Here is a 15,810-nt window from a genome sequence, read left to right as displayed (position 1 = left end):
TCCCACATTGGAATGCATTCCAAGTGTGGGAGCGGGCTTGCTCGCGAAGGCGTCCTAACAGTCAGCGCATAAACCTCAGCGCTAGCCCGCGACACCCCTCATTCACCCGTCCCTCCCGCCACGCAATCTGCCCCGACACAATCGTCGCATTCACCCGATGCCGAAAACTGCGCCCGGCAAACGGCGTCCATCCGCACTGCGACAGAATCGGCTGCCGATCGACCTCCAGCCTCTGCGCTTCAACCAACACCAGATCCGCCCAATACCCTTCACGCAAATAGCCACGATCCGGAATCGCAAACAGATCCGCGACGCGATGGCTGGTCTTCGCCACTAACGTCGTGACCGGCAAAACCCCATCTGCCACCAACTCCATCAGCGCTGGCAACGCATGCTGCACCAGTGGCAATCCCGACGGCGCCTGTGCGTAAGGCCGCTGCTTTTCTTCCCAGGTATGCGGTGCATGATCGCTGCCAATAACGTCCAGCCGATTGCTGTTCAACGCTTCGCGCAGTGCGTCGCGATCCGCTTGGGTTTTGATCGCCGGGTTGCACTTGATCAGGTTGCCGAGCCTTGGATAGTCGCGGTCATCGAACAACAAATGATGCAGACACACTTCAGCGGTGATGCGTTTCTGCGCCAACGGTTTGTCCTCAAACAACGCCAACTCTCGCGCGGTGGTCAGGTGCAAAACGTGCAGGCGTGTGCCGTGACGTTTCGCCAGCTCCACCGCCAGTGATGAGGATCGATGACACGCCTCGGCATTACGAATGAGCGGGTGAGCGGCAGGCGGAATACGATCGCCGAACAGCTCGCGCAGATTGGCCGCGTTAGCGTCGATGCTCGGCGTGTGTTCGCAATGCGCCAGCAGGATGGTCGGCACTTCGGCGAACAGTCGCTCAAGGATCTGCGGATCATCCACCAGCATGTTGCCGGTCGACGCGCCCATGAACACTTTCACCCCGGCCACTTCACACGGATTGAGCGCAGCCACCGTATCGAGATTGTCCCGGCTCACGCCAAAGTGAAATCCGTAATTGGCCACCGAGTTGATCGCCGCCCGACGCTTTTTATCCGCCAGTGCTTCGAGGGTGAGGGTGGCCGGGTTGGTGTTGGGCATGTCCATGAAGCTGGTGATGCCACCGGCGACCGCCGCGCGCGACTCGGTGTGAATGCTGCCCTTGGCCGGCGCACCCGGTTCACGGAAATGCACCTGATCATCGATCATCCCCGGCAGTAACCATTGGCCATTGGCGTCGATTTCCACTGAGGCGTTTTCACCTTCAATGCTTCGCGCAATTTTGACGATGCGCCCGTTGCTGACCAACAGATCGCCGTCAAACTCGCGTCCTTCGTTGACCAGCCTGGCGTTGCGAATCAGCACGCTGCTCATGGTTTCAGAACTCGTTCTGCAAGGCTTTGTAGCCGCGCACCAGATCGACATTGGTGCGCGCCACGTCTTCGGAAAACTCCGAAGCGCTGACGCTCACCGGTGGGAATAAGGAGAGGTCGGTGTTCGGGCCGATGCGGGTGGTGGAGGGCACGTAGAACGCGTCCGGCAAATCGCGACCATCGACCACCGAGTTGTGCCGTACCACGCAACCGTTGCCGACGATGCAGTTGAACAGCACGCTGTTGAAACCGATGAACACGCGGTCGCCGACCACGCATGGGCCATGCACGATCGAGCGGTGGGCGATGGAACTGAACTCGCCGATGGTCACCGACGCACCGGATTTTGAGTGAATCACCACGCCGTCCTGAATGTTCGAATTGGCGCCGATGGTGATCGGCTCCATCTCGCCCGAGGCGTCCACTTCGTCGGCGCGGATCACCGCGTAGGGGCCGACGAAGACGTTCTCGCCAATCACAACTTTGCCGCAGATGATCGCGGTTTTATCGACGTAAGCCGACTCGGCGATTTGCGGTAAATCACCTGAAGGATTCTTGCGGATCATGGTTTGCTCAGCGCGTCGTAAAGGGTGTTGAGGTTGTATTCGAACAGGCCGGTGAAGGTGCTGGCCGGGCCGCTGGCGGCGAGGGCGTCGGAGTACAACGTGCCGCCGATGTGCGCGCCGCTTTCATCAGCGATCTGCTTGAGCAAGCGAGCGTCCTTGATGTTTTCCATGAACACCGCTTTGACCTTGGCCTGACGAATCTGGGTGATCAGCGCAGCGACTTCAGCGGCCGAGGGTTCACGCTCGGTGGACAAACCCTGTGGCGCCATAAAGTCGATGCCATAGGCCTGACCGAGATAACCGAAGGCATCGTGGCTGGTGACGATCTTGCGATTGCCCGGCGGCAGCGAACCGAGTTTGCTTTTGGCTTCGGCGAGCAGGGCGTAGATCTGCTTCAGATAGGCTTGGCTGTTGCGTTGGTAGTCGGCCTTGTTCGCCGGGTCGGCAGCGATCAGCGCCTTGGTGATGTTGGCAATGTACAACTCGGTGTTCGCCAGATTGTGCCAGGCGTGCGGGTCGGGAACGGTTTCGCCGTCCTCATCCAGCGAGCGTGGAATCACGCCATGGCTGGCACTGATGACCGTGGCTTTGGTCTCGGTGCTGGTGACCAGTCGATCCAGCCACGGCTCGAAACCGAGGCCGTTCTTGATGATCAGTTTGGCGCCGAGCAACGCTTTGGCATCGTCCGGCGTCGGCTCGTAAGTGTGCGCGTCGGCGTCCGGGCCGACCATGTTGGTGATCTGGATATGCTCGCCGCCGACCTGATGCACCATGTCGCCGAGAATGCTGAAGCTGGTCACCACCGGTAATTTTTCTGCCGCCGACAATGACATCGACAGCAGCAGACTGAACAACACGAGTAGAGCGCGCATCGGGAAACACCTCATTGGGATGTGAGCAAGGGCGGGCGGCGCAGCAGACCGTGAACCGGCCCGAACACCACCGACAGCAGATAGCCGACGCCTGCGACCAGCACGATGGCCGGGCCGCTTGGCAGCGAGTAGTAGAACGACAGGAGCAAACCGAACCACACCGAGAGGCAACCGATGAAGGCGGCGATGGCGATCAGGATCGGTAAACGGCGGCTCCAGAATCGCGAGGCAGCGGCGGGAAGCATCATCAGTCCGACGACCATCAGCGCGCCGATGGCCTGGAAACCGATCACCAGATTGAGCACCACCAGCGTCAGGAACACGCCGTGGGCGAGTGGGCCGAGGCGGCTGACGGTTCTCAGGAACAGCGGGTCGAGGGTGTCGAGCAGCAGCGGTTTGTAGATCAACGCCATGGCGATCAGGCTGAATCCCGAGACCCACAACATGCCGGTGAGGGTCGGGCCGTCGACGGCCAATGCTGAGCCGAACAGCAGATGAAGCAGGTCGAGGCGTTTGCCGGCGATGCCGAGAATCAGCACACCGCTGGCGAGGGAGATCGGGTAGATCGCGGCGAGGCTGGCGTCTTCGCGCAGACCGGTGCGGCGGGTGATCCATGCGGCGAGTCCGGCCATGCTCAGACCGGCGCCCAGACCTCCGAGTGTGAGCGCGGGCAGGCTCAGGCCGGCGAACCAGAATCCCAGCGCGGCGCCGGGGAGGATGCCGTGGGCGACGGCGTCACCGATCAGGCTCATTCGTCGCAGGATCAAAAACACGCCGAGGGGTGCCGTGCTGCACGCCAAGACCAGGCCGCCGAGCAGGGCGCGGCGCATGAACACGAACTCGTTGAAGGGTTGCCATAAGTGGGCGACGGCGAGCATCAGGCCACCTGCGTGTGAGGGGTTTGCTGGATCAGTTCGACGCTGGCGCCGAATACGCATTCGCGGTTTTTGATCAGCAAGGTGTGCGGAATGTGTTGGCGTACGGCGGCGAGGTCGTGGCAGACCACGACGATGGTTCGACCTTGGTTATGCCAGGCATGGATGTGTTGCCAGAGCAATTGTTGGCCGAGTTCATCGAGGGCGGCGTGGGGTTCGTCGAGGAGCAGAACCGGGGCATCGGTCAGGCTCAAACGAGCGAGCAGGGCGCGTTGTAATTCGCCGCCGGAGAGGGCCATGAGCGGACGCTGTTCGAGTCCGCTGAGGTGCCAGTTTTCCAGTGCGTCTTTCAGGCGTTGTGCGCGCAGTTGGGTTGAGAGTCGGCGTCCCCAGAAACCAGCGGCGATCAGTTCCTCGAGGCTGATGGGGAATTGGCGGTCAAGGTGCTGTTGTTGGGGCAGGAACGACAAGCCGCTTTGACGTGGAACACTCAGGCTGACTTTGCCTGCCAAAGGTTTTTGCAGGCCGGCGATGACTTTCAGAAGGCTGCTTTTGCCACAGCCGTTGGCACCGATGATGGCTGTGAGAGTGCCGCTTTCCAGCTCTAGATTCAGGGGGGTGGTCAGCGGTTGACCGGGTGCGCCCCAGCTCAGGGATTGGCAGCGGATCATGCTTGCTCACGCTGCCAGTGGCTTTCGGCGACGGCGTCGTGGGCGTGAAGACTTTCTGCGTGGATCACTCGCAGATGGAATTGGTTAACGCCCGGTGTCCGGCGAAGGGCGAGATTCAATCGGCGGGCGGCGTCTTCGCAGAACATCAGGTTCTGCCCGTTGGCGAGGGCGAAGGCTTGCTCGTCGGCGCGTTTTACGGCGGTTTGTACGGCGGTGCCTAGGGCGGCTTCGGCATCGTTGATGATCGCGCTCAGCGGTAACTCGTCGATGAATTCGTCGAGGTGCACATGCAGTTGTGCGGTGCTGCGTTGGCTGTGAGGTGTGGCGATGATGCCTTGGGTCGAGCCGAGCCAGGCCAGAATGTCTGCGTGCTGAAGGGCTTTATTGGCGAAGTCATCGACGAATTGTTGCTGGATTAACTGTCGAGCCAAGGCTGCTGAACACGGGCAGGTTGAGGAGTAGGGCACTTCTATTTTGAGTTCCACGTGGAACATCTTGTTTTTCAGACTGGCTGAAATGGTCGCTGGATAGGATTTCCATCCGGCTAATGGGCTAATCAACGCAGGGCGTTTCAGCAGTAAATCGGTGTGGATATTCAAGTAGGCGCAGTTGGATAAACCTTCGTGGCTATCCAGAAAACGTTTGAGCACCTGGTGTAGCAGAGCGGGGGAAAGGCTCTGCTGTTCCAGCGCTTCCAGCGCCAGATAGAGGCGTGACATGTGAATCCCGCGAGCCTCTCCGTCATCCAGACTCACTCCCGCATCAGCCTTCGCACTCAAGCGTTGGCCTTCCAATAAAACAGGTAATGCGATGCCGTGCATGCCCACCCATTCGAGGGGCAAGGCTTGGCGAGCGGACTGCGCGGCGATATCCGGAAGTGTCAGCGAATTCATGTTCGGAACCATCGTGTTGAATGAATTGGATGTTACATTATAACAATGCAATCCACGATGCCTTTTTCATGAACAGGTTTTCATATGCACAGACGCCATCTGCTCAATTTGATTCTTGCGAGCGCTGCCTTCGCCATTCCGTTCAGTGTTTCGGCCGCGCAAATTCGCAACGCGCGGCTGTGGCGTTCTGATGAAAAGCTGCGATTGGTCTTCGATTTGAGCGGGCCTGTGCGCTACAAGACCTTCACGCTCAGTGCTCCAGAACGGCTAATCATCGATGTGTCCGGCGCAAATCTGAGCGGGGATTTCAGCGAGTTGGCGTTGAATGGCACGGTGATCCGGTCGATTCGATCCGGGCCTTTTGGTCAGGGAGACACGCGGATAGTTCTCGATCTGAGCAATCCAGTGCTGCTGAACAGCTTCCTTTTGGCGCCGCAGGATGGCCAAAGTCATCGGTTGGTTCTGGATTTAGTCACTGCGAAAACGTCGCCAGTGACCACAATGGTTCCACGTGAAACACCCAAGATCGGCGCTCATCCCAAGCGCGACATCATCGTAGTCGTCGATCCAGGACACGGCGGAAAGGACCCCGGAGCGGTCGGCGCGAAAGGTGAGCGGGAGAAAGATGTGGTGCTTTCCATCGCTCAGCTACTCGCCAAACGCCTTAAAAAGGAAAAAGGATTCGACGTAAAACTGGTGCGCAATGACGACTTCTTCGTGCCTTTACGAAAGCGCGTGGAGATTGCCCGTCAGCATAAAGCCGACATGTTTATCTCGGTGCATGCCGATGCGGCGCCACGGCTGACAGCCTCCGGCGCCTCTGTGTATTGCTTGTCTGAAGGTGGTGCGACATCGGCGACGGCGCGCTTTATGGCGCAGCGGGAGAACGGCGCGGATCTACTTGGCGCTACCAGCCTGCTCAATCTCAAGGACAAAGATCCAATGCTCGCCGGGGTGATTCTTGATATGTCGATGAACGCGACGATCGCCGCCAGTCTGCAACTGGGCAACACCGTGCTGGGCAGTCTGGCCGGTATCACTACGCTGCATCAGAAGCGCGTGGAACAGGCTGGATTTGCCGTGTTGAAGTCGCCCGATGTGCCGTCGATTCTGGTGGAAACCGGCTTCATTTCCAACGTGCGCGACAGTCAGCGACTGGTCACGGCGCGGCATCAACAGGCCGTGGCGGATGGTTTGTTTGAGGGATTACAGCGCTACTTTGAGAAAAATCCACCGATCGACAGCTATCTCGCCTGGCGACAGGAGCAGCATAAAGCGCAGGTTTAGCAGCCGACGATTCGGCTGCAAGTGAATTTCGCACTGCTGCCGCCCGAGCTGGAGAAGCGATTAATGGTCGTCCAGCCGACGCGGCGGGTGTAGCCAACCCACGCTTCGCCATCAGAGGCGACACCGGTGAAGAATGTCAGTTGGCCAAAGCGACTGTTGGTTTGCGCCCAATAACGCTGCCCAATCTTTTCAAATCCACGCAGGTAAAGCGTATTGCCGACAGTGTTGACGCTATACGCATTGCCCTCGGCATCGATGCACGCCAGCAGATTAGCGCTACGTGTGCAGCTGGCCAGCGTCGGCGACTGCGCCGACGCATTGCCAGCAATCAGCAATCCAAGGCTCAACAACGAGCATTTCAGCGCAGTTTTCATTACCAATTCCGGGTGTGGGATGGGCTCACCTTCCTGCTGTTTATCGCTCAGGACAAGAGCAAGGCTGGTTTATTTGTGTTGTTATACTATAACATAAATAATAACTGAGCCTGAGCAGGCCGATTTCAAGCGTTTAGCTTCAACGAAACCCTCGTATGAAGCTTCAAAACGCCAAGCGCTAGTAAAAGCGTCAATCGGCTGCCTTCCTATGAGGATTATCCAATGTCAGCCGAATTGCCCGTCACCGTACTTTCAGGATTCTTGGGCGCAGGAAAAAGTACACTTTTGAATTACGTACTACGTAATCGAAAGGGCCTTCGCGTCGCAGTCATCGTCAATGATATGAGCGAGATCAACATTGATGGCAGCGAAGTCCAGCGTGATGTCAGCTTAAACCGCGCAGAAGAAAAAATAGTCGAAATGAGCAACGGCTGTATCTGCTGTACGTTACGCGAAGACTTGCTCGAAGAAGTCAGCAAACTCGCCCGGGAAGGGCGCTTCGACTATTTGCTGATTGAATCCACCGGCATCTCCGAGCCGTTACCGGTCGCTGAAACCTTCACCTTCCGCGATGAACACGGGCAAAGCCTCTCCGACATCGCGCGTCTCGACACCATGGTCACTGTAGTCGACGGTGTGAATTTCCTGACGGACTACCAGGCGGCGGAAAGCCTCGCCTCCCGTGGCGAAATTCTCGGCGAGGAAGACGAGCGCTCGATCACCGACCTGTTGATCGAACAGATCGAGTTCGCCGACGTGCTGTTGATCAGCAAGATCGACTTGATCAGCCAGCCCGAGCGTGAGGAATTGATCGCCATCCTCAAACGCCTCAACGCCCAAGCCGAAATCATTCCGATGGTCATGGGCGAAGTGCCGTTGGAGAAGATCCTCAACACCGGTCGCTTCGATTTCGACAGAGCCGCGCAAGCACCGGGCTGGCTGCAGGAATTACGCGGTGAGCACGTTCCGGAAACCGATGAATACGGCATCGCTTCCACAGCCTATCGCGCGCGCAGACCCTTTCACCCGCAACGCTTCTTCAGCTTCATCGATCGCCCATGGCTGAACGGCAAACTGCTGCGCTCCAAAGGTTTCTTCTGGCTGGCGAGCAAACCCACAGACGCCGGTAGCTGGTCGCAGGCCGGCGGCTTGATGCGCTACGGTTTTGCCGGGCGCTGGTGGCGTTTCGTGCCGAAAAACCAGTGGCCGCAGGATCAGGAAAGTACCGCCGCGATCATGGAAAACTGGATACCGAGCGTAGGAGATTGCCGCCAGGAATTGGTGTTCATCGGTCAGAACATCGATTTCCTACAGCTCTCCGACGAATTGGACGACTGCCTGCTCACCGATGAAGAAATGGCCCTCGGTGTAGAAGGCTGGCGATTGCTGGCGGATCCGTTCGGCCCTTGGCATGAAGAGGCTGCCTGATGCTCGCCCTCAAACTCATGCAAAACCGTACGCGCCATCAACACCAAGGGCCGACACCTGAAACGCTGACGAAAATCCTCCAGGACGACACCAACCTCGCCGTGTGGCAGCGGCAATTGCCGTTGCACATCAGCGATTTCGCTCAGTTACTGCTATCGCTCAACGAACCCTTGGCGGAATCGTTATGCCTGGAGCTGGCGAAAGAGGATGCCGAGCCTGACCTGACCGGGTTGGCCTCAGGCTTCCGTGATCTGGAAGGTTACGAAGGCTTTATCGCTGACCTGAAATGGCTGGTCAGCGCCTTCGCCTGTTTGCTGGGCGCCAAGCGCATCGGCCTGCGCCTGCGGGTGCTCGATAAAGCCATGTGCCCGCGATTCCACGTTGATCACGTGCCGGTGCGGCTGATCACCACCTACGCCGGCGTCGGCAGCCAATGGCTGAAGGAAGGCACGATGGATCGCCAGCAACTGGGGCAGGCCAACGCCGAACCCCAAGCGCAAATCCAGCAACTCAACAGCGGCGACGTTGCGCTATTGAAAGGCGAGAAATGGCACGGCAATGAAGGTTTTGGTCTGATTCATCGCTCGCCGCAATTGGCCGCCGGCGAGCGTCGTTTGATACTGACCCTCGACTGGCTCGGTTAAGGCTTGAGCCACGACCCTTGGCTCTGGCCTTCGCAATACGGCTTTAAATATGCGGCATCGGTGGCGACGCCGTAATAGTGGATGTCCTGGTGATAAGGCATATTGGTGACTTGCGCGTTGCTGCACACACCGAAGGCACCGCTCGGGCACTGATCGACGTACTGCACCTCGACTTTCTGCCCGGCCAGCGTCGGTTGGCAGAAGCCATCGTTGAACAGTTTCTGCGGAATGTTGCGGTTCTGCTGACAGACTTTGACGTCGAGCCGCTCGCCCTGACTGTGCACCACGCAGGCCTGAGCCCACGCTTCGCTCGACAGCAGCGCCAACAGCAACGACCATCCCATCCAACGCATCTTCGAATCTCCCAAGAAAACTCCCGGCCATGTTGCAGAACATTCCTACCCATGTCATTGCTGGCCCTTTGGGCGCCGGCAAGACCAGCCTGATTCGCCAGCTCATGGCCCAGCGGCCAGAGGGCGAGCGTTGGGCAGTGCTGATCAATGAATTCGGCCAGATCGGCCTCGACGCCGCGCTGCTGACCAGCCACACCGATGGTATCGCACTGGGCGAAGTGGCCGGGGGCTGCTTGTGTTGCGTCAATGGCGCGCCGTTTCAGATCGGCCTCGGGCGTTTGTTGCGTAAGGCCAAACCCGATCGATTGTTTATCGAACCGTCTGGACTGGGGCACCCGGCGCAGTTGCTCAAACAGTTAAATGAGGCGCCATGGCTGGGTGTGTTGGCGGTGCAGCCCTGTGTGTTGGTGCTGGATGCTCAGGCGCTCCACGCGGGGAAAGCGTTGCCGGCAGCGCAGCGGGAAGCGTTGGAGAGCGCAGGCCTGTTGCTGTTGAACAAGGCTGAAAACCTGGATGACGCGGCAAGGGCGCGAATCGCCAGTCAGTTGCCGCCGATCAAGCTGATCTGGACGCAACAAGCGCAGCTATCGCTCAGCGAATTGCCGGGTATGGGCGCGCAAGCGGTCAAGGGTGTGGATAACTTGGTCGTACCCAAGGGATTAGGGCAGATGCCGGCCGTCTGGAGCGATCCGACGCTGCCGATTTGCCTGAGTCAGGCGCAGGAGGGCGGCTGGAGCATTGGCTGGCGTTGGCATCCGGGGCAGATATTCAACAAGCAGCGCATTGCTGACTGGCTGGCCAGCCTCAATTGGCAGCGGGCGAAACTGGTTATCCACAGCGCGGAGGGCTGGTTGTCTGCGAATGCTTTGGATAATGCCGAGTTGAATTGGCAGGTCAGTGAGTGGCGGAGGGATTCGCGGATCGAGCTGATCTTCGGTGAGGTGCTGGATGTTGAGGCGTTGCAGCGGGGGTTATCGGGGTGTCGGGAGGGTTAGATCAAAAGATCGCAGCCTTCGGCAGCTCCTACAAGGTGTACATAAATCCCATGTAGGAGCTGCCGAAGGCTGCGATCTTTTGATCTTTAAGGCTTCCACTTGGTATGTTCCTGCCTCCACTGGCTCAGCTCGATAACTTCCGCCCGCGGCCGCTGTACCTCAACCACCGGCGGCGTATCGTCGAACGGTGCCGGGTAGGGCGCCAGCTCAATCTGCGCACTGTGCGCACCAAACTGGGTAATCGTGCCGTTATGCCGGGATTCGCCAGTCACGGTGAATTCGAAGTTGTAGACCCGCGCCAGCCGTCGGCGACCGTTGGCGTCCTTGATCAAACCGATCTTTTTCAGCGCGACGTTACCGTCCAGCAGCTCGACGCCGACGTTGATGCAATGCTGTTTGACCCGCGCCAGCGCGCGCTCGCGCAAGCCGTGGTTGTGCCACAGCCACGCGCCGGCCACGGCGAACAGCATCAGCACGAAGATGTTTTCGAGGGTCAGCATCAACATCAAACTCCAAAAGATAGCGTCAGCTTAACTGCGTCGCCGGTCTGTCGTACAGGCTGCGTTTCGTCGCATACTGCGCGGCTTGAATTTCAATCGTTTTACGGAATGCCCCGAATGAAACGTACGCCTCATCTGCTCGCCATTCAGTCCCACGTGGTGTTCGGCCACGCCGGCAACAGCGCTGCGGTTTTTCCGATGCAGCGGGTCGGCGTCAACGTCTGGCCGCTGAACACGGTGCAGTTTTCCAACCACACTCAGTATGGCCAGTGGACTGGTGAAGTGCTGGCGCCGCAGCAGATTCCCGAGCTGGTCGAAGGCATTGCCGCGATTGGCGAGTTGGGCAACTGCGATGCGGTGCTGTCCGGTTATCTCGGCAGCGCGGCGCAGGGCCGGGCGATTCTCAGCGGCGTAGAGCGCATCAAGTCGGTCAACCCGAAGGCTCTGTATCTGTGTGATCCAGTGATGGGCCATCCCGAGAAGGGTTGCAGCGTGCCGACCGAGGTCAGCGACTTCCTGTTGGAAGAAGCGGCGGCCGTGGCCGACATCATGTGCCCGAACCAGTTGGAGCTGGACAGCTTTTCCGGGCGTAAACCGCAGTCGCTGTTTGATTGCCTGGCCATGGCACGGGCACTGCTGGCGCGTGGGCCGAAGGCCGTGCTGGTCAAACATCTGGATTATCCGGGCAAACCGGCGGATGGCTTCGAGATGTTGCTGGTGACGGCTGAAGGCAGCTGGCATCTGCGTCGTCCGCTGCTGGCGTTTCCGCGTCAGCCGGTGGGCGTGGGCGATCTGACGTCCGGCCTGTTTCTGGCGCGGGTGCTGTTGGGTGGTAGCCTGGTGGCGGCGTTTGAATTCACGGCGGCGGCGGTGCATGAAGTGTTGCTGGAGACCCAGGCGTGTGCCAGTTACGAGCTGCAGCTGGTGCGGGCGCAGGATCGGATCGCGCATCCGCGGGTGAAATTCGAGGCGACGGCGATCAGTTTGTAAGACCGCGTTGCCCCCATTCGCGAGCAAGCCCGCTCCCACATTGGATCTGTGGCGTACACAAAACCAATGTGGGAGCGGGCTTGCTCGCGAAAGCGACAGACCCAACAACATCAATCCAAAGGCTGATCAAGCGTCGCCCTTGATCTCCTGATAGCGCTTCTCCAGCTCCTGACGAATCTGCCGACGCTGCTGCGCCTGCATATACCGACGCTTGTCTTCACTGTTCTGCGGTTGCAGCGGCGGCACGGCGGCCGGCTTGCGCTGGTCATCGACCGCGACCATGGTGAAAAAGCAGCTGTTGGTGTGGCGCACCGAGCGTTCGCGGATGTTTTCGGTCACCACTTTGATGCCGACTTCCATCGAGGTATTGCCGGTGTAGTTGACCGAGGCGAGGAAGGTCACCAGTTCGCCGACATGGATCGGCTCGCGGAAAATCACCTGATCCACCGACAGCGTCACCACGTAACGGCCGGCATAACGGCTCGCGCAGGCGTAGGCCACTTCGTCGAGGTATTTGAGCAGGGTGCCGCCGTGGACATTGCCAGAGAAGTTGGCCATGTCGGGGGTCATCAGTACCGTCATCGACAGCTGGGCGTTTCCGGGTTCCATAACGTTCTCACGGATCAAGGCTGAATTCTGGAAGCACCTCTGCGGGTGCCTGGTCGCTTTTCAAAAGCACCGTTATCGGGACGCCGGGCGACGGGCCGCCGTCACGCCGGGATCGATCTGTTTCCATATATTGCACCGCCTTCCAGCCGCAAGTCGCGGTGTTAACCTGCAAAAGCCCCTCTCAAGGGCAATTCCCACACGAAAAGCGGATTTTTACTTCGCTCGCTCAGACTTTTCTGACGTCTGACTGCGAGCCTCGTCCTTCAAGGAGCCCACGCCATGCATGCCATCAGTTTTATTCAGGATCTGGCAGTGATCATGTTGGTCGCGGGTGTGGTGACCGTGTTGTTCCACCGCTTCAAGCAACCGGTGGTGCTCGGCTATATCGTCGCCGGTTTCATCATCGGCCCGCACACGCCGCCGTTCGGCCTGATCCACGACGAAGAAACCATCAAGACCCTCGCCGAGCTGGGGGTGATTTTCCTGATGTTCTGCCTCGGGCTGGAGTTCAGCCTGCGCAAGTTGTTCAAGGTCGGCGCCACCGCGTTTATTGCGGCGTTCCTCGAAATTGTCCTGATGATCTGGATCGGTTACGAAATCGGCCGCTGGTTCGACTGGAACACCATGGACTCGCTGTTCCTCGGCGCGATTCTGGCGATCTCGTCGACCACCATCATCGTCAAGGCGCTCAATGATCTGAAGATGAAGAACGAGCGCTTTGCGCAGTTGATCTTCGGCGTGCTGATCGTCGAAGACATTCTCGGCATTGGCATCATCGCGCTGCTGTCGAGCATCGCCGTCAGCGGCACAGTCAGCTCCGGCGAAGTGTTCTCCACGGTCGGCAAACTGTCGCTGTTCATGATCGTCGCGCTGGTCATCGGCATTCTGCTGGTGCCGCGCCTGTTGGCTTATGTGGCCAAGTTCGAAAGCAATGAAATGCTGCTGATCACCGTGCTCGGCCTGTGTTTCGGCTTCTGCCTGCTGGTGGTCAAACTCGAATACAGCATGGTGCTCGGCGCCTTCTTGATCGGCGCGATCATGGCTGAATCGCGGCAATTGCTGAAAATCGAACGGTTGATCGAGCCGGTTCGCGACCTGTTCAGCGCAATCTTCTTCGTCGCCATCGGCCTGATGCTTGATCCGATGATTCTGCTGCAATACGCGTGGCCGATCGCGGTGATCACTGTCGCCGTGGTGCTCGGCAAGATGTTGTCCTGCGGCCTCGGCGCTTTTATCGCTGGCAATGATGGACGCACCTCACTGCGCGTGGGCATGGGTCTTTCACAGATTGGCGAATTTTCCTTCATCATCGCCGCGCTGGGCATGACCTTGCAGGTCACCAGCAACTTCCTCTATCCAGTGGCCGTGGCCGTTTCGGTGATCACCACGCTGCTGACGCCATACCTGATTCGCGCGGCGGATCCGCTGTCGATCAAGCTGTCGAGCGCGATGCCCAAGCGTCTTGGACGCGTACTGGGGATGTATGGTGAATGGCTGCGCAGCATTCAGCCGCAAGGCGAGGGCGCGATGCTGGCGTCGATCATTCGCAAGATCCTGCTGCAAGTCGGGGTCAATCTGGCGCTGGTGATCGCGATTTTCTTTACCGGCGCATTCTTCGCTGAACGTCTTTCAACCTGGCTGCAGGACTGGATCGCCGATCCGAGCTGGCAGAAGGCGTTGATCTGGGGTGGGGCGCTGCTGGTGTCGTTGCCGTTCTTGATCGCCGCGTATCGCAAGCTCAAGGCGCTGTCGATGCTGCTGGCGGAGATGGGCGTGAAACCCGAGATGGCCGGGCGTCACACACAGCGAGTGCGCCGGGTGATCGCCGAAGTGATCCCGATTCTCTCGCTGCTGGTGATTTTCCTGCTGTTGTCAGCCTTGTCGGCCAGTATTTTGCCGACCAACAAGTTGCTGATGCTCATCGCCGTGGTCGCGGCCGCCGTGGCGGCGCTGCTCTGGCGCTGGTTCATCCGCGTGCACACGCGGATGCAGGTGGCGCTGCTGGAAACCCTCGACAACCACAAAGAGTCGTCGGGGCATTGACCGGCCGGGGCGGCTGGCCGATCAGCTTTCCAGCCAGACGTCCCGCGCCCAGTGCCACACCGATTCCCAGGACTCTTCGGTGATCAGCTCTTCTTCGCCCGACCACAGCACCACGGTGCCGTCTTCTTCGACGCAGTAGTAGTTCTCACCGTCCTGGCAGATCGGGATGAGGTCACGCGGTACGCCGATGTCCCACGCATTGGCCGCAACATCCGGCAAATAGGTGTGCGACTGCGGGTCGGTGACGGTTACCGGTTCCAGGCTGCCGTAGACCACATCGCTGACGGTCAGCAAAAATTCTTTGAAAACAAACGGGATGTTGATGAAGAGTTCTTCTTCGACTTCCACCAGTTGGTCTTCGTCAGGCAACTCCAATGGAACCGGTACGGGTTCGTTGGCTTCGCGCAGTTGTTCGATGATTTCTTCCACGTCCGGGATCCTCTTGCTTGAATGGCGCGGTTTATATGGGCCGGTTTATACAGTAGCTCGCTATAGATGCAACCGCGAAATAGAAAACCCCAGCCGAGGCTGGGGTTTTTTATTACAGCAAGTGAACCGCGCGAGGGGATCAGCCGTTCTGGCGGATACCGGCGACCAGCCAAGGCTGGTTCTCGCCCTGCGGACGTTCCATGTTCCAGCTTTCGCTGAACACTTCGCCCTGATCGAATCGCGAGGACTTCGACACACCGTTGAAGGTCAGGGTGGCGATGGTCTTGTCGGCACGGTCATCCACGCCATCCAGTTGAACCTGGAGGTTGTCGATGTAGGTCGACTGGAACGCGTCGCCCAGATCCGCACGCTCACGCTTGAGGAATTCAAGCATTTGCGGGGTTACGAACTCGGCGATCTTGTCCATTTCGTTGGCGTCCCAGTGCTGCTGCAGCGACTGGAAGTGGCTGCGTGCAGCTTCAAGGAAGTTCTGCTCGTTGAACCAGGCTGGCGCGTTGATCACCGGACGGGCGGCAGCAGGTGCAGCCGAACCACCGAAGATCGAACCCATGCCGGCAGGCTTCTGCTCGAACACTTCACGCTGCATTGGTGCGCCGGCCGGAGCCAGGTGCTCCTGCTGCTTGCGTCGACGTGCGGCGATGAAGCGGAAGATCACGAACGCGATCACGGCCATGATCAGGATGTCGAAGATCTGCATGCCCTGGAAGCCGCCGCCCATGAACATGGAAGCGAGCAGACCACCGGCAGCGATACCGGCCAGTGGGCCGAGCCATTTCGAAGCACCGCCGGCCTTGGCCGCAGCGCCTGCGGCACCGGCAGCACCAGCGGTCGCCGCAGCGCCGCCCATGCCTGGAGAAGAAGGAGCCAT

The 15,810-nt window shown here is 59.2% G+C and carries 18 protein-coding genes; 6 read left to right on the top strand and 12 right to left on the bottom strand.

The features are described from left to right. Window positions 1-61: 61 nt before the first annotated feature. The 6 genes from ACIP1X_RS14290 to folE2 are packed head-to-tail and all read right to left on the bottom strand — an operon-like array spanning window position 62 to window position 5,269. Window positions 62-1,393, bottom strand: coding sequence for a dihydroorotase (locus ACIP1X_RS14290; RefSeq protein WP_400752958.1), 1,332 nt, complete (start codon window positions 1,391-1,393; stop codon window positions 62-64). Window positions 1,394-1,397: 4 nt separating this feature from the next. After that, window positions 1,398-1,958 (bottom strand): carbonate dehydratase, encoded by a 561-nt coding sequence (locus ACIP1X_RS14285; protein WP_400752956.1) that lies wholly within the window; start codon window positions 1,956-1,958, stop codon window positions 1,398-1,400. Further along, complete coding sequence (locus tag ACIP1X_RS14280) at window positions 1,955-2,830, bottom strand: metal ABC transporter substrate-binding protein (RefSeq protein ID WP_400752953.1); 876 nt, start codon at window positions 2,828-2,830, stop codon at window positions 1,955-1,957. The genes ACIP1X_RS14285 and ACIP1X_RS14280 overlap by 4 nt, the downstream gene beginning before the upstream one ends. A gap of 11 nt (window positions 2,831-2,841) precedes the next feature. Then, entirely contained in the window at window positions 2,842-3,708 is an 867-nt protein-coding gene (locus tag ACIP1X_RS14275; protein WP_400752950.1) for a metal ABC transporter permease, read from the bottom strand. Continuing rightward, window positions 3,708-4,376 (bottom strand): metal ABC transporter ATP-binding protein, encoded by a 669-nt coding sequence (locus ACIP1X_RS14270; RefSeq protein WP_400752947.1) that lies wholly within the window; start codon window positions 4,374-4,376, stop codon window positions 3,708-3,710. The genes ACIP1X_RS14275 and ACIP1X_RS14270 overlap by 1 nt, the downstream gene beginning before the upstream one ends. Continuing rightward, a complete protein-coding gene (gene folE2, locus ACIP1X_RS14265) occupies window positions 4,373-5,269 on the bottom strand; it encodes a GTP cyclohydrolase FolE2 (protein ID WP_159813213.1) in 897 nt (298 codons plus the stop codon). Before folE2 ends, ACIP1X_RS14270 begins: the two co-directional genes overlap by 4 nt. A gap of 84 nt (window positions 5,270-5,353) precedes the next feature. Here folE2 and ACIP1X_RS14260 point away from each other — a divergent pair, with 84 nt between their 5' ends. Next, complete coding sequence (locus ACIP1X_RS14260) at window positions 5,354-6,556, top strand: N-acetylmuramoyl-L-alanine amidase (protein ID WP_400752944.1); 1,203 nt, start codon at window positions 5,354-5,356, stop codon at window positions 6,554-6,556. Here the strand turns inward: ACIP1X_RS14260 and ACIP1X_RS14255 are convergent. Further along, a complete protein-coding gene (locus ACIP1X_RS14255) occupies window positions 6,553-6,930 on the bottom strand; it encodes a glutamine synthetase (protein WP_400752942.1) in 378 nt (125 codons plus the stop codon). The genes ACIP1X_RS14260 and ACIP1X_RS14255 overlap by 4 nt on opposite strands. Before the next feature lie 222 nt (window positions 6,931-7,152). Here ACIP1X_RS14255 and zigA point away from each other — a divergent pair, with 222 nt between their 5' ends. Together zigA and ACIP1X_RS14245 are read left to right on the top strand one after the other, a co-directional pair. Beyond that, window positions 7,153-8,358: a zinc metallochaperone GTPase ZigA gene (gene zigA, locus ACIP1X_RS14250; protein ID WP_400752939.1), complete on the top strand. Its 1,206-nt coding sequence runs from the start codon at window positions 7,153-7,155 to the stop codon at window positions 8,356-8,358. Then, complete coding sequence (locus ACIP1X_RS14245) at window positions 8,358-9,002, top strand: DUF1826 domain-containing protein (RefSeq protein ID WP_400752936.1); 645 nt, start codon at window positions 8,358-8,360, stop codon at window positions 9,000-9,002. The genes zigA and ACIP1X_RS14245 overlap by 1 nt, the downstream gene beginning before the upstream one ends. Here the strand turns inward: ACIP1X_RS14245 and ACIP1X_RS14240 are convergent. After that, the gene (locus ACIP1X_RS14240) at window positions 8,999-9,355 is read right to left on the bottom strand and encodes an NADH:ubiquinone oxidoreductase (protein ID WP_400752933.1); all 357 of its coding nucleotides are present in this window, start codon (window positions 9,353-9,355) and stop codon (window positions 8,999-9,001) included. The genes ACIP1X_RS14245 and ACIP1X_RS14240 overlap by 4 nt on opposite strands. Window positions 9,356-9,384: 29 nt before the next feature. Between ACIP1X_RS14240 and ACIP1X_RS14235 the strand changes: the two genes are divergently transcribed. After that, a complete protein-coding gene (locus ACIP1X_RS14235; protein WP_400752930.1) occupies window positions 9,385-10,350 on the top strand; it encodes a CobW family GTP-binding protein in 966 nt (321 codons plus the stop codon). An 86-nt stretch (window positions 10,351-10,436) separates the two neighbouring features. Here the strand turns inward: ACIP1X_RS14235 and ACIP1X_RS14230 are convergent, their stop codons facing one another. After that, window positions 10,437-10,850, bottom strand: a complete 414-nt coding sequence (locus ACIP1X_RS14230) for a DUF3301 domain-containing protein (RefSeq protein ID WP_159813311.1) — start codon at window positions 10,848-10,850, stop codon at window positions 10,437-10,439. A gap of 117 nt (window positions 10,851-10,967) precedes the next feature. Here ACIP1X_RS14230 and pdxY point away from each other — a divergent pair, with 117 nt between their 5' ends. Then, the gene (gene pdxY / locus ACIP1X_RS14225) at window positions 10,968-11,840 is read left to right on the top strand and encodes a pyridoxal kinase PdxY (protein WP_400752927.1); all 873 of its coding nucleotides are present in this window, start codon (window positions 10,968-10,970) and stop codon (window positions 11,838-11,840) included. Between the two features lie 126 nt (window positions 11,841-11,966). On the opposite strand, the gene ACIP1X_RS14220 is transcribed toward pdxY, so the two are convergent. Then, entirely contained in the window at window positions 11,967-12,449 is a 483-nt protein-coding gene (locus ACIP1X_RS14220) for an acyl-CoA thioesterase (RefSeq protein WP_003229693.1), read from the bottom strand. Window positions 12,450-12,728: 279 nt separating this feature from the next. Between ACIP1X_RS14220 and ACIP1X_RS14215 the strand changes: the two genes are divergently transcribed. Then, window positions 12,729-14,492 (top strand): cation:proton antiporter, encoded by a 1,764-nt coding sequence (locus ACIP1X_RS14215; RefSeq protein WP_053125192.1) that lies wholly within the window; start codon window positions 12,729-12,731, stop codon window positions 14,490-14,492. 21 nt (window positions 14,493-14,513) lie between these two features. Here ACIP1X_RS14215 and ACIP1X_RS14210 read toward each other — a convergent pair whose 3' ends face one another. Together ACIP1X_RS14210 and ACIP1X_RS14205 are read right to left on the bottom strand one after the other, a co-directional pair. Continuing rightward, window positions 14,514-14,921, bottom strand: a complete 408-nt coding sequence (locus tag ACIP1X_RS14210; protein WP_008078852.1) for an SMI1/KNR4 family protein — start codon at window positions 14,919-14,921, stop codon at window positions 14,514-14,516. 139 nt (window positions 14,922-15,060) lie between these two features. After that, window positions 15,061-15,810: Tim44 domain-containing protein (locus ACIP1X_RS14205; RefSeq protein WP_400752924.1), on the bottom strand; the 750-nt coding region annotated here is incomplete at its 5' end.

Origin of the sequence: Pseudomonas sp. NPDC088885 (assembly GCF_044750025.1) — a bacterium.
In the GTDB taxonomy this organism is placed as follows: domain Bacteria; phylum Pseudomonadota; class Gammaproteobacteria; order Pseudomonadales; family Pseudomonadaceae; genus Aquipseudomonas; species Aquipseudomonas rustica.
This window is presented reverse-complemented; position numbering and strand designations above follow the sequence as displayed.

Coding starts and splice junctions, on each gene's coding strand:
- folE2 (WP_159813213.1), bottom strand. CDS start 5,269: ATGAATTCGCTGACACTTCCGGATATCGCCGCGCAGTCCGCTCGCCAA.
- ACIP1X_RS14215 (WP_053125192.1), top strand. CDS start 12,729: ATGCATGCCATCAGTTTTATTCAGGATCTGGCAGTGATCATGTTGGTC.
- ACIP1X_RS14220 (WP_003229693.1), bottom strand. CDS start 12,449: ATGGAACCCGGAAACGCCCAGCTGTCGATGACGGTACTGATGACCCCC.
- zigA (WP_400752939.1), top strand. CDS start 7,153: ATGTCAGCCGAATTGCCCGTCACCGTACTTTCAGGATTCTTGGGCGCA.
- pdxY (WP_400752927.1), top strand. CDS start 10,968: ATGAAACGTACGCCTCATCTGCTCGCCATTCAGTCCCACGTGGTGTTC.
- ACIP1X_RS14280 (WP_400752953.1), bottom strand. CDS start 2,830: ATGCGCGCTCTACTCGTGTTGTTCAGTCTGCTGCTGTCGATGTCATTG.
- ACIP1X_RS14240 (WP_400752933.1), bottom strand. CDS start 9,355: ATGCGTTGGATGGGATGGTCGTTGCTGTTGGCGCTGCTGTCGAGCGAA.
- ACIP1X_RS14275 (WP_400752950.1), bottom strand. CDS start 3,708: ATGCTCGCCGTCGCCCACTTATGGCAACCCTTCAACGAGTTCGTGTTC.
- ACIP1X_RS14290 (WP_400752958.1), bottom strand. CDS start 1,393: ATGAGCAGCGTGCTGATTCGCAACGCCAGGCTGGTCAACGAAGGACGC.
- ACIP1X_RS14270 (WP_400752947.1), bottom strand. CDS start 4,376: ATGATCCGCTGCCAATCCCTGAGCTGGGGCGCACCCGGTCAACCGCTG.
- ACIP1X_RS14245 (WP_400752936.1), top strand. CDS start 8,358: ATGCTCGCCCTCAAACTCATGCAAAACCGTACGCGCCATCAACACCAA.
- ACIP1X_RS14260 (WP_400752944.1), top strand. CDS start 5,354: ATGCACAGACGCCATCTGCTCAATTTGATTCTTGCGAGCGCTGCCTTC.
- ACIP1X_RS14255 (WP_400752942.1), bottom strand. CDS start 6,930: ATGAAAACTGCGCTGAAATGCTCGTTGTTGAGCCTTGGATTGCTGATT.
- ACIP1X_RS14285 (WP_400752956.1), bottom strand. CDS start 1,958: ATGATCCGCAAGAATCCTTCAGGTGATTTACCGCAAATCGCCGAGTCG.
- ACIP1X_RS14235 (WP_400752930.1), top strand. CDS start 9,385: ATGTTGCAGAACATTCCTACCCATGTCATTGCTGGCCCTTTGGGCGCC.
- ACIP1X_RS14230 (WP_159813311.1), bottom strand. CDS start 10,850: ATGCTGACCCTCGAAAACATCTTCGTGCTGATGCTGTTCGCCGTGGCC.